Source organism: Halioxenophilus aromaticivorans, assembly GCF_042850945.1.
Taxonomy (GTDB): Bacteria; Pseudomonadota; Gammaproteobacteria; order Pseudomonadales; family Cellvibrionaceae; genus Halioxenophilus; species Halioxenophilus aromaticivorans.
This window is the reverse complement of the sequence record NZ_AP031496.1, coordinates 4,693,912-4,706,233: the sequence shown is the minus strand read 5'-3', so window position 1 is coordinate 4,706,233 and position 12,322 is coordinate 4,693,912. Positions and strand designations below refer to the sequence as shown.

The following is a 12,322-nucleotide window of genomic DNA, read 5'->3' as shown; positions in this document are numbered from 1 at the left end:
TAGGGAAATGAAGCAATGAAGAGAATACTGTTGTCCATTGTGCTGTTGTGTTTTGTTAGCCTCAGCCACGCCGCACTCAACCCCGCTGAAAAGCGCTTGGTTGCCATGTTGGAATCCGGCGACCTAAGCCAACTAAAATCCGCCGCCAAGCAGATAGAAGGCCGTGGTGGTTACGACCAGCAAGTACTGGATGTCGCAGCAGAAGTGTTGTTACAGGTGTATCCGGATGCTTGGGATGGTCAAATTGACACCCTGTCTTGGTTGGCCCGCGCATTGGGCTCTTCCCACAACGGCCGCTACTATGATGCCCTGCAAGAGGTTAGAGTCGGCGCACCGCACAAAAAATTAACCAAGCACGCTAAAAAAGCACTGAAGGAATTGGGCCCGGCGCAAGGCGAGCAGTACCGACGCGGAATGGTTAAAATTCCAACCAACGATTACCAATAACGCTGCCATATAAGCCTGTTATCAAAGCCGCCATGAGAAATCCTGGCGGCTTTTTTAATCCAAACTGCCCACTTCCAGTAACGGCGCGGCTTCTATGTCCTCGGCGTTCATCATTACCGCCACCCGCTGTAACGACGCAATAATCATATGTTGTTCCCATTCATCGAGCTTGTTAAAGCGTTGCACGAAATGTTCCTGCAGAGGGGTGGGGGCTTGACTGATGGCGATTTCACCGGCATCGGTCAGTTCTAAATAGATCCGTCGGCGATCCTTATCACAGCGGCGGCGGCTGAGTAGACCGCGCTTTTCTAAGCGGTCGACGATGGTGGTTACCGTGGCGTGGCTCAGGCTGATGTCTGCGGCGATGGCACCGATGGTGGCATCGGGTTTGGTGCGGATGGTTTGCATAAGCAAAATTTGCGGCGCGGTTAGGCCGCTGGTTTTGGCCAGCTTCTTAGAGTGCAAATCGGTAGCGCGAATTACCCGCCGCAGCGACGATAAAACCAGTTCGTTGTTATCCATGGTGCTAAACCACTCTCACTCAAGATCATCCTGTGCCGATTATAAGTCGATTTAGGGCTAAAACTAGCCATCTTTGTTGCTGGCCGAAAGCTGTTTGACTTCGCTGCGCAAGCCCAGGCTTAGGCTTAGCGCCATCATCAGCAATACCAAGGTAAACGGCAGTCCGGTGGCAATGGCGCCGGATTGTAATGCTCCCAATGCTGCCTTGCCGCCGCCGACCAATAAGGCCAGGGCGATGAGTCCTTCCATCACAGCCCAAAAAATACGTTGAGGTACAGGGGCGTCCAGTTTGCCGCCGGCGGTGATGCTGTCGATCACCAGCGAACCGGAGTCAGAAGAAGTGACGAAAAATACGATCACAAGTACCGTGGCTATGGCGGAGGTGAGGGCTGCCCAAGGAAGGTTTTCCAGCATTTGATAGGTGGCTAGGCTCATCTTGTCGATACCCTGGGCCAATTGGCCAACGCCGGCTTGTGCTTGCTCCAAGGCGCTGGTGCCAAACACCGTCATCCACAAAAGCGTCACCAAGGTGGGCACCAGCAGCACAGCCACCATAAATTCACGAATGGTTCGGCCCTTGGAGATCCGCGCGATAAACATGCCCACAAAGGGTGACCAGCTGACCCACCAAGCCCAGTAGAACACGCTCCAATCGTGCAGCCAGTCTTGGTCTTCCCGGCCTACCCAGTTCGATAGTGGAATGAGGTTTGTTAGGTAGTCGCGCCCGGTGACGAACAAACTTTGCACGATATCCCAGGTGGGGCCCAGGCAAAATACCAATACCATGAGTAACGCTGCCAATAGCATGTTGAGGTTGCTGAGTAGGCGCACACCGCCGTCTAGGCCGCGTATCACCGATACCACCGCACACAGGGTAACACCACAGATAACGGCAATTTTAGTGGCAAGGCCATCGTCGATACCGAATAAAAAGTGCAAGCCGGAGGCGGCTTGGTTGGCGCCGAAACCTAAAGAAGTGGCCAAGCCGAAGATGGTGGCGAGTACGGCCAGGATGTCAATGATATGGCCGGGCCAGCCCCAGCAGCGCTCCCCCAGCAGCGGATAAAACGCCGAGCGGATGGTGAGCGGCAAGCCCTTGTTGTAGCAAAAAAATGCCAAGGATAAACCCACCACGGCATAGATGGCCCACGCGTTTAAGCCCCAGTGGTAGAGGGTAGCGGGTAGGGCTAGCTGCGCCGCTTGGGGGCTAAAGGGTTCGGCGTTCATGGGGGTGCCGGCCCAACCAGTGTAATAGGCAATGGGCTCGGCCACGCCCCAAAACAGCAGGCCGATGCCCATACCCGCGGCAAACAGCATGGCAAACCAGGACAGCAGGGAGAACTCAGGCCTGGCGGCGGCTCCGCCCAATCGGATTTGACCTACGGGTAGAAAAATCAGTACCACGCAAAATATCAGCAAGCCGCTGGCCGAGGCCATAAAGAACCAGTCGAAGTGATTAATGCACCAGGCCCTGGCTGCGCTCAGCCAGCTATTGGCCAGCTCTGGCATGGCGATGGTGCTGATGACAAACAGCAACACCAGCCCGGCGCTGATGGCAAACACCGGGTTGTGAATATCCAAACCTAATACTTCGACGTTGTCTTGGCCAAGCTCGTAATCGGTATCGTAGTGGTTGAGTCTTGCGCGGCGCATAAATCTCCGGAGTTAAATTACTTTGATGTCTAATAAAAGGTAAGCGGTGCCAGGTGGGAAACGATTACAGCGGTTACTAATGCAAAGAGTGTTGTTGTTTGATTTTATTGGGTTTTTTCGGCTTTTGGCGCCAGTAAAAATCTCAATGAACTGTTGTGTCTCAATTTTATACACTATAGTATGTTTAGACCACTAAAAAATATCTCAACGCCTACCTTTCTGATTCACACACGAGGAATTCATGTTTAACAAGAAGCTGTTAACCAGCGCTGTGCTGTCGGCTATTGCCAGTCAATTGGCCCACGCAGAAATAGAAGAAGTGGTGGTAACCGCCACCAAAGTTAGCGCCAGCACACAGGATATTCCGGTCGCGGTATCGGCCGTAACCGAAGAAAAAATGGAACAACTGGGTATCGCCAATTTTGAGGACTACCTAGTTCAGTTGCCGGGTGTTACCGCTGGCGGCAGTGGGCCTGGCCAAAACACCGTATACATCCGTGGGGTGGCATCCACCACGCCTAACTTAACCACTGCGGGTGTGGCAGGCCTGGCGCCAAATGTCGCCATGTACTTGGACGAGCAACCACTGTCCCAGCCTGGCCGCAACCTGGACGTGTACACCGCCGATATGAACCGAGTGGAAGTGCTGGCAGGCCCCCAGGGCACGCTGTTTGGCGCCAGCTCCCAGGCCGGTACCGTGCGCCTTATTACTAATAAGCCAGACCATTCCGAAAGCTACGGTAAAATTAAAGCCGGTTTGGCCACCACCTCCGGCGGCGACGACAGCTCCAATATAGAGTTAATGGGTAACCTGCGCGTAAGTGATCGCTTTGCGCTACGTGGTGTTGCCTATACCGACACCCAGGGCGGCTATATCGATAACGTCGCCGGCAGCTTAACCGCCGAAGACAGTGCGCGGTTCCGCCCTGAAGGCACCGTGCGCGCCAATGGTGTGCCTGTATCGGCCAATCGTGCTGGCTTCCAAGCGGGTTCTGATTTGAGCGCAGTGAACTTTATTGCCGCTGATAACAGTGACCTGGTGGAAGACGATTTTAACGAAACCACTTACACCGGTGCCCGCGTTAGCGGCAGCTTCGATTTCAACGAGGATTGGAATGGCTACCTCGCGGTTGCGCACCAAGAGCTGGAATCAGACGGCGTCTTCTACGCCGACCCAGAGCTGGGCGACGACGACCTGGCGATCTCTCACTACCAGCCAGACAACATCGAAGACGAATTCGATAACGTTGCCTGGACACTTACCGGCCGCGTGGCTGAGTTGGAAATGGTCTACACCGGTGCTTTTACCAGCCGCGACACCGACCAGTTAGTGGACTATTCGGATTACCTGTTTGTAGGCCAGTACTTGCCGTACTACATTTGTGATGGCTCGGTATCCTATCCCGGCAGCGCTGCTCCGGCAGGTACTTGTCAGGCGCCAGACCTGTTTGTGGATAGCACCACGGAAACCGAAGTTACCACCCATGAGCTGCGCTTGAGCACCGATCAAAGCAAATCCATCCGCGCCACCGTGGGCGGGTTCTACAGTGATTTGGAGCTGAAAGAACGCAACGATTTTACCTATCCAGGGTCATCGGTGATTCAGGGCTTTGGCCAGGTGGGCTTCTCGCCCAACTACCCATTCACCACCGGTTACACCTCGGATGCGGGGCCATTCCCGGATGGCGTAATATTCCGCAACGATGTTAAGCGTACCGATGAGCAGTTCGGTTTCTTTGGTGAAGTTACCTTCGACGTAGCCGATAGCCTGGCCCTGGTGTTTGGTGCTCGCTATTACGATATTGAAGTGGACTTTGAAGGCAGTGCCAACTCATCCTTCTGTAACTTGTTCCAGCCCGATGCCGATGCCTATGGAACTGATATCAGCGATATTTACAACGCTGACGGCGAGGTCACCTTCCGCGGATCCTGTGACACCGCTAACCATATCACCTACACCCAGGCCGATGTAGACGACCCGAGTGTGGATGTTCCGGCCGCAGTCGCTGCTGCCCTGCAAGCACCGGATACCGCCGCCACCGACGGTACCATTTTCAAATTTACGGCTAATTGGACACCCACCGCAGATACCTTGTTTTACGCAACAGTGTCTGAGGGTTTCCGCCCTGGATTGCTTAACCGTCCCGGCGGTGCCAGTAATGCCGATGGCAGTTTTACCGTGCCCTACGCGCTGGACACAGACGAAGTGTTGAACCTGGAATTGGGTTGGAAAACCGACCTGTTCGGTTACCAAGTGCGCTTTAACGGCAGCTTGTTCTATGTCCAAATCGAGGACATGCAAACCACTATTTTCGACCCAAGCATTACCAACCTGTTCTTCTCGGACAACGCGGCTGATGCCGAAGTGATGGGCTTGGAAGCGGACTTTATTTACCAACCGGACTCAGTGCCGGGCTTATCGTTTACCGGTGCCATCTCTTTGTTGGATACCGAAATCACCAAGGTGCTGACACCAACCGACGATGTGCGTAAAGGCGATTCACTTGCCTACGCGCCAGAAATCCAAGCTAACCTGCAAATGCGCTACGAGTGGGAAATGAACGGCCTCACGGCCCATGTGATGCCGCATATGGCCTATGCCGACGAATCCTACAGCGACATTATTACCATCAACCGCTTGCAATTAGACAGCTGGGTGATGTTTGGCTTAACCGCTGGGGTTGGCGCCGATCAGTGGGGGGCAGAGCTGTTTGTTGAAAACCTCACCGACGAGCGTGCCGAGCTGGCGGGCACCTTTGTATACGACCGCGCTCGCATCTCCTACGCGCGCCCACGCACCATGGGGCTGCGCTTAAATTATAAATTTTAAGTCGCTCTCTATTTGCTGGCATCGCCAGACACAAAAGCCCCGGCCATGCTGGGGCTTTTGCGATTTTGGTATAAGCTTTATCAACACCCCTCGGATTCACGCGACACAATTTAAGGAGGCCTGCGTGCAAGGCGAATTATTGCAGGCAATACAGAACCATTTACGCAATGCGGATTTCGACGCCGCGCTGGCCGAGGCCGAAGCGAGTTTGGCGGAAAATCCATCGGATACCGATGCCCTGTATTTTCGTGCCGTAAGCTTGCGCTATTTGGATCGTATTGAAGCTGCCTTAGATTGTTTGCAAACGCTCAAACAACTGCAGCCAGGTTTTGGCCGCGCCTTTCAAGAAGAGGGGCATTGCTACAAAGCCCAGGGTTATTTGGATAAAGCGCTTAGCGCCTACCAGCGCGCCGCTCGCAGTAACGCCGCATTATTGGCCAGCTGGCGCAATCAAATTGACCTCGCTCGCCAGCTAAAGCGCCCCCAGGTGGCAAACACCGCCCACCAACAATTAACCGGTTTGCAGCGCCAGCCAAAGGCGGTGTTATCGGTAATGGACTTAATGGCGGATGGCAAATGGCTTAAAGCTGAGGATTTGTGTCGTCGATTTTTACAAAAGAACCCGCGCTATGTTGAGGCCATGCGCTTATTGGCTGAAATTGGCGTGCAGTTGGGAGCCTTAGAAGAAGCCGAATTTTTGCTCGCCAGTGCCAAGCAATTTGAGCCGGACAACACTGCAGTTGCCTTGGCCTATGTGCAGGTGCTGCGCAAACGGCAGAAATTTATTGCCGCTAGGGATGAAGCCAAAGCGCTCTGGCAGAGCCAGCCAGAACACCCGCAATTGCGCTCGGTTTATGCTATCGAATTAATGCAAACCGGCGATTACGACGCGGCGGTGGCCTTGTTTGATCAAGTGTTGGCGCAGTTGCCAGGGGAGCCCATCACCCTAACCTCTAAGGGCCATGCCTTAAAAACCGCGGGTGACACCCAGGCCGCCATCGAATCCTACCGCGCAGCCATAGCCTCCAACCCTGGCCACGGTGAGGCATGGTACGCATTGGCGAATTTAAAAACGGTGACCTTCACCAGTGCCGATATTAAACAGATGCAAGCGCAGCTTACCAGCGGTGATTTGTCACCTATGGACAGAACCTACTTGCATTTTGCCCTGGGCAAAGCCTATGAAGATGCACAGAGCTACGCCCAATCCTTTACCCACTACCGTGAAGGCAATGCCACCAAACGCAAGCAAAGCCGTTACCAAGCCGAGCAAATCACGCAAGAGTTCGAGCAACAGCGGCAGGTGGTTACCCCAGAGCTCATCGATCATTTTGCCGGCAGCGGCCATCCGGAACCAGCGCCTATTTTTATTGTGGGCCTTCCCCGAGCTGGTTCTACGCTGCTGGAACAAATTCTAGCGTCCCATAGCCAGGTGGATGGAACCTTAGAGCTGCCCAATGTGTTGTCGTTGGTGCATCGTTTACGCAGGGGAGACACTCTCAGTGGCGATAATCATTACCCCCAGGCCATTGCCCAACTTACGCCGGCTCAGCTAAAAGCCCTGGGGGAAGAATACATACGCGACACCCAGGTGCATCGCCAGGGCGCGCTGTATTTTATCGATAAGATGCCCAATAACTTTCGCCACATTGGCTTGATTAAACTCATGCTGCCCAACGCTAAAATTATCGATGCACGGCGCCACCCGCTGGCCTGTTGTTTTAGTGGCTATAAGCAGTTATTTGCCGAGGGCCAAGAGTTTACCTACTCGCTGGACGACATCGGCCAATACTACGCCGATTACGTAGCACTAATGGACTACTGGCAGCAGCTATTCCCGGAGCAAATACTGCTGATGGAGTACGAACAAGTCGTCGCCGATCTGCCCGGCCAAGTGGCCAGGTTGCTCGACTACTGCGGTTTGCCGTTTGAGGACCAGTGCCTGGAATTCCACAAAAACCAGCGAGCAGTAAGAACCGCCAGCTCAGAGCAAGTTCGCCAACCCCTCTACCAAACCGGCGTCAACCAATGGCAGCACTACGAAGAGTTTCTGCAACCCCTAAAAACCAAGCTCGCCAAGCTCTTGCCATAGCCCTAAATACCGGCTGCGCCCCCGCCCGGTTATTAAGACACCCATGTTAGAGGGGCTTATCGAGACACCCACGTCATGGAGGCTTATCGAGACACCCATGTCATTAGGCCAACCATTTTATAGGGGCTTATCGAGACACCCATGTCATTAGGCCAACCATTTTATTAATGGATTATCAAGACATCCATAATGGCCTTTGGTGGGCATTTACCCATGCAGTCACGTTTTACCCGGGTTTGCTGAGGCTGTAAGCTCTCGGGTCCGCTTGGTTTTCCGCTGGCGCTGAAATAAGTGCGACAACGATCTCAACTGAAGCCTCCAAGTGGGAGGTAGGCGGCACTAGAGCTCGTAATATTGCTATGCTAAATAGATTGCGCGGGTATGCATTGAATGCCGGTTTAGGCTTGGCTAATATGGCGCCAAGCTAGATTAGTGGCACGGCGGTTTGCAGGAAAGACTTCTGGGAGTTAGTTTTGCTGTAAACCCCGAAGCTGTGTGATAAACGTAAAGTTTTGTTTCTTGTACCAGCTGTTGCTAATAGGTGGTGATGTTTGGTTTGACCCGCGCAGACCACAATCTGGCGTTAACTTGGAAGTTATTGATACTCTAACGGTATGACTAAAAATTCACGGTTGTTTTTCCGGTTATTGCCGGCGACTTGGTTACTTCTCATTTGGGGGGGGGGAGCTTTGGCTGCTGAGCAAAGAATTACGGAGGAAATCATCGTAGATGGGTCGGACTTACCCATGTGGGCGATCAAAAAGATCGAGCCCATGCGCTCTAAGGTTTCCGGTTGGGTGGACGCCTCCTCGCGGAGCTTGGACAGTTATTTTGGCACCGATGATTTCTTAGATGTTGATAACCGGTCGTACTTGAGGGTGAGCGAAGAGCTGGAGTGGATGGACTCGGAGGGCTTTACCAACAGCATAGGTACCCGTTTTAAAGTGGATATGCCCACCACAAAAAAGCGCCTTAAATTAGTATTTGAAAGTAACCCCGAAGAAACTCAAACCGAAGAGGAAGAGCGTAACCGGCGAGCGGCTAACCGAGACTTAGAAGAGACTAAAAACTCTTCTGTGATTGGGTTGGAGAAGTCCAGCGATACAGACCCCAAAAAAGCCTGGCGCACCCGCGTCAATGGTGGTTTAAAACTCAGAACACCTTTGGACCCTTACCTACGGGTATCCAGCCGCCGCATGTGGGAGCAAAAAGATGGCCCCTGGTATTTGGAATCCTACAATCGAGCGTCCTGGTTCAACAGCGAGGGCTATTCTGTACGGTCTCGTTGGGAGCTAAATCGTCGTCTCAGTGAAACCAGTATTTTGCGCTTTACCAGCCAGCTGCAATGGCGGGAAGAGCAAGACAAAATGCAATTCGGACAGCGCGTAGAGCTTAGCAAGGTGCTTAATGCGCGCACTGTGGTTCGTTGGGCGATGATCGCGGAGTTGGAAAGCGCCTCTAATTTGCACGTAGAAGACTACTATGTGCAAATGAATTTTAGGCGGGATATCCACGATGAAGTGTTGTTTTTGGATTTTGTGCCGGAACTGCATTTCGCAGAAGAAGACGAATATGACCCGCGCTGGGCCGTGATTCTACGATTGGAATTTTATTTCCGCGCTGACTTCGTAAAAGAATAATTTTTTAGTAGTGGTCACGCTTCACAAGAGTAGAGTTATGGCCAGTAAAGCTGGTGCCGCAATGGCGATCAGCACGTTTAGCCCCATTTCTGGCATCATTTCAGGTGTAATCTTGGTTGCCCCGCTTAATTTTTTATAAACCAATCCACTCAAAGCGATTATCGGTAAAACCCAAAAGCTCATAGAGGGTAAAGAGCCAAATATAATTCCAACCCAAACGCTAACGAAAGCAGCCGACGCTAAAATTAAATACACTTTTACAGCGAATTGCCAGCCATAGGTTATGGCGATATGGCGGCGGCCCACATTTTGGTCTGCTTGTATATCGGGTAATTGATTCACCAAAAGGAGATTGCTTACCAAAAACAGAGGGATCAACGATGCTACGACGGCTAAGAGGCTATAACGCCCAGTTAAAGCGGCTTGGGTACCAATCACCATGAGTGGGCCAAATCCTAAGCCTGGAGCAATCAGGCATGCCCATGGGCTTTGATTAATATAGGTTGTATAAGCGTAGATAATGACTATCCCCAGCAAGCCAATGGGAACAATGGCGGGGCCAGCCTGAATTAAAAAATACAAACCGATGCCGAAGGCTAAAACCAACGTGGCCCAGGCGCAATTGCGCACACTATTAAGCGCGCCGGGTGTTTTTAAAAGAGAGCCGCTACCACCGCTAAACGGGGTGCGTTCAGTGGTCGCATCGAGACCACTGGAAAAATCAAAGTACTCATTAAACGTGTTTACACTAACGTGGGCGCTTATACCGCCGATCAGGGCTAAAATAAGGTCAGCCGCGCCGTATGAAAACCCACTGTGAGCTGCGCAAGCGGCACCGAGAGCAACGCAGGCCGGTGTTAATAATAAAAAAGGTGGCCGTGAAGATTGAACAACGGCGCGCAGTGTCGAAATGCGCATAGGTTAGCTCATAGAGTGGGACGGGGATAAGGCCTCCAGTGTAACGAGCTTTTAGGTAGCAACCATTGAGCTAAATCAAGTGGTTGGAAGGCGACAATTTTTGGCCGGATTTTTAGCGCATTCGCCTAGGAACTTTAAGCGTTATTAGGTTGTTAATTTCTAGGCGGGTTTCTGTTTGAACAAAGTGGGTATCAAGCAGAACATAGTGTTGTTGGTTATTTAGGCTCACCCCAGGTGTGCGTGCTCTGGGGGAAAAAATTTTACTGGGCGTTGGCTTGGTACCAATCGATGGCATCTTGCACAGTTTCTTGTACAGGCCTTGGCTGCCATTGAAGTTGGGAGCGCGCTTTGCTGGAATCCATGGCTTTAAACGCACCGGACAAAAACACGGCGTCTGTACTGAGTAAGTAGTCTTTTTTGCCTGTGAGTTTAAACCATTTTTCGGCTGCCCAAGCCACCACAAAGGCAACTTTGTGTGGAATCAATTTAATCGCTTTCTTACCCGTGTAATTGGTGGCAATGGCATAGAAGTCTTTGTTACTTATATATTCATTGGCGATGATATATCGCTCGCCAATTATGCCGTATTGCTCAGCCAGTAAAGCTGCCGCAGCCGCGTCGCGAATGTCCACCGTGGGTTGAGACGAAGCCATGGCTCTAGTAACCGAGCCGCGGGCTACGGCCGAAAGCATTCCGCCGTGGGGCGTCGGCTGGTAGTCTTCCGGGCCGTAGGTATTGGCAACACACAGGGCAACTCCTGGTAACCCTTTGGTGCGGCAGTATTCCAAAAACACCGTTTCCGCTTTGAGGCGTGCCAAAATATAAGGGTTGGCTTTTTCTCGCCAATTAAACGCTATAGTTTCATCGACTGGGCCATCGGCATTGAAGCCCAATGTACCCATGGTGCTGGTAAAAACAAATTTTTTAATCCCGGTCGCCAGCGCAGCTTCCATGGCATTTATTAATCCATCAACATTACATCGATACAGCGGCTCGGGGTTGGTTAGCCAGAACCGAGGGTCTAGCACGCTGTAAAACACGCTGTCACACCCCTTTATGGCCGATGATAAAGAATTTTGGTTTGAGACATCGCCGTAGCTAATCTCAACAGGTAAATTGCCCATCGCTGCCAGATTGCTGGACGGTCTCACCAAGATTCGAACTTTGCGGCCAGCGGCAACCAGCTGCCGGACGGTATGGCTGCCCATAAACCCACTGGCGCCGGCCACTAATACCGGACGTTCGTTGTTAATTTCAGGTGGTTTTTCTGCATTAGACATAGTGTAGAAATAAGAAATCATTCGACAATACGCTCAAGCTACTGGCTTTTTTAGGTGCTGCCAACAACAAACATTCAACATTGGCTGGCTGCCATAGCATTGTCTAAATGGCCGCAATAACCTGTTGAATAGGGTCGGGCTTGGATTGGAAAGAAGCTACAGGGCGGGGCAAAATTTATTTTTTAATAGCATCATAAACTGTTCAACATCTGGGTCGGCGATGGAGTAATACACGGTTTGTGCAACTTTGCGGTTTTTCAGCAGCCCCTGGTTGCGCAAAACCGCCAGATGTTGAGAGAACGACGATTGGCTTAACGTAAAGTGTGTGTGTAGCTCCCCAACGCTCAACTCGCCGGCGGCTAAGTGACACAAAATCAACAAACGATATTCATTTGCCAGAGACCGCAAAAATTCTGCCGCTCTTGCTGCGTCTTGTTCGAGAAGTTGCGGCATCTCCATCGGAACTATCGACTCATCATCGGGAAAAGTGTTGGGCTGCATCCGTCTAGAGCCAGTGACGTTTGTTTTTATAAAAACGCGTCCGGGCTTAAGGCTAATACTTGGGGGTGTAATGTGAAAATATAGCACTAGCCTCCCATGATCCCCACGGCTCCTAGGCGGGAGAAGCCGGAAATTTACAACAAGTTGCGCTAGATCAAGGCTCTTAAGCTTGGTACACGCCACATACCCAAAAAGTCGAGGTGACCTCCCTCTTCAAAGTTTGGGGAAGAGAGCACTTCATGCGTCAAACCTCGCTCAATGGAAAGGCCGTATCATGGGTGTTTTGTTAGGGCCTGTTGACACTAATTCGGAGCCTCTGTTGAGTCAGGAAATAGTCCAATCTAGGCGCGAACCGCGAAGTTTGGTGGGCCCAAATAAGCGGTGAGCAACAACGAGTGGGCTATTTCCTGGCTCAACCCGTAGGGCTGGAGCCAGCTTC

The 12,322-nt window shown here is 52.0% G+C and carries 9 protein-coding genes; 4 read left to right on the top strand and 5 right to left on the bottom strand.

From position 1 onward, the window contains the following. The first annotated feature begins 15 nt into the window (after positions 1 to 15). A complete protein-coding gene (locus ACGHM3_RS20115; RefSeq protein WP_345423261.1) occupies positions 16 to 447 on the top strand; it encodes a hypothetical protein in 432 nt (143 codons plus the stop codon). 54 nt (positions 448 to 501) lie between these two features. On the opposite strand, the gene ACGHM3_RS20110 is transcribed toward ACGHM3_RS20115, so the two are convergent. After that, complete coding sequence (locus ACGHM3_RS20110) at positions 502 to 969, bottom strand: MarR family transcriptional regulator (RefSeq protein WP_345423259.1); 468 nt, start codon at positions 967 to 969, stop codon at positions 502 to 504. Positions 970 to 1,032: 63 nt separating this feature from the next. Continuing rightward, a complete protein-coding gene (locus ACGHM3_RS20105; RefSeq protein ID WP_345423256.1) occupies positions 1,033 to 2,622 on the bottom strand; it encodes a BCCT family transporter in 1,590 nt (529 codons plus the stop codon). A 241-nt stretch (positions 2,623 to 2,863) separates the two neighbouring features. On the opposite strand from ACGHM3_RS20105, the gene ACGHM3_RS20100 reads away from it, so the two are divergent. The 3 genes from ACGHM3_RS20100 to ACGHM3_RS20090 all read left to right on the top strand — a co-directional run bounded on the left by ACGHM3_RS20100 (position 2,864) and on the right by ACGHM3_RS20090 (position 9,184). Continuing rightward, the gene (locus tag ACGHM3_RS20100) at positions 2,864 to 5,452 is read left to right on the top strand and encodes a TonB-dependent receptor plug domain-containing protein (RefSeq protein WP_345423253.1); all 2,589 of its coding nucleotides are present in this window, start codon (positions 2,864 to 2,866) and stop codon (positions 5,450 to 5,452) included. A gap of 124 nt (positions 5,453 to 5,576) precedes the next feature. Further along, positions 5,577 to 7,544, top strand: a complete 1,968-nt coding sequence (locus tag ACGHM3_RS20095; protein WP_345423250.1) for a sulfotransferase — start codon at positions 5,577 to 5,579, stop codon at positions 7,542 to 7,544. Positions 7,545 to 8,233: 689 nt separating this feature from the next. Then, a complete protein-coding gene (locus ACGHM3_RS20090; protein ID WP_345423247.1) occupies positions 8,234 to 9,184 on the top strand; it encodes a hypothetical protein in 951 nt (316 codons plus the stop codon). Positions 9,185 to 9,205: 21 nt separating this feature from the next. Here ACGHM3_RS20090 and ACGHM3_RS20085 read toward each other — a convergent pair whose 3' ends face one another. The 3 genes from ACGHM3_RS20085 to ACGHM3_RS20075 form a co-directional block, all read right to left on the bottom strand. After that, the gene (locus tag ACGHM3_RS20085; protein ID WP_345423244.1) at positions 9,206 to 10,102 is read right to left on the bottom strand and encodes a prenyltransferase; all 897 of its coding nucleotides are present in this window, start codon (positions 10,100 to 10,102) and stop codon (positions 9,206 to 9,208) included. Between the two features lie 260 nt (positions 10,103 to 10,362). After that, a complete protein-coding gene (locus ACGHM3_RS20080) occupies positions 10,363 to 11,403 on the bottom strand; it encodes an NAD-dependent epimerase/dehydratase family protein (protein WP_345423241.1) in 1,041 nt (346 codons plus the stop codon). Positions 11,404 to 11,538: 135 nt separating this feature from the next. Next, positions 11,539 to 11,883, bottom strand: a complete 345-nt coding sequence (locus ACGHM3_RS20075) for a metalloregulator ArsR/SmtB family transcription factor (RefSeq protein ID WP_345423238.1) — start codon at positions 11,881 to 11,883, stop codon at positions 11,539 to 11,541. Positions 11,884 to 12,322 lie beyond the last annotated feature (439 nt).

Coding starts and splice junctions, on each gene's coding strand:
- ACGHM3_RS20110 (WP_345423259.1), bottom strand. CDS start 969: ATGGATAACAACGAACTGGTTTTATCGTCGCTGCGGCGGGTAATTCGC.
- ACGHM3_RS20105 (WP_345423256.1), bottom strand. CDS start 2,622: ATGCGCCGCGCAAGACTCAACCACTACGATACCGATTACGAGCTTGGC.
- ACGHM3_RS20080 (WP_345423241.1), bottom strand. CDS start 11,403: ATGATTTCTTATTTCTACACTATGTCTAATGCAGAAAAACCACCTGAA.
- ACGHM3_RS20085 (WP_345423244.1), bottom strand. CDS start 10,102: ATGCGCATTTCGACACTGCGCGCCGTTGTTCAATCTTCACGGCCACCT.
- ACGHM3_RS20100 (WP_345423253.1), top strand. CDS start 2,864: ATGTTTAACAAGAAGCTGTTAACCAGCGCTGTGCTGTCGGCTATTGCC.
- ACGHM3_RS20115 (WP_345423261.1), top strand. CDS start 16: ATGAAGAGAATACTGTTGTCCATTGTGCTGTTGTGTTTTGTTAGCCTC.
- ACGHM3_RS20075 (WP_345423238.1), bottom strand. CDS start 11,883: ATGCAGCCCAACACTTTTCCCGATGATGAGTCGATAGTTCCGATGGAG.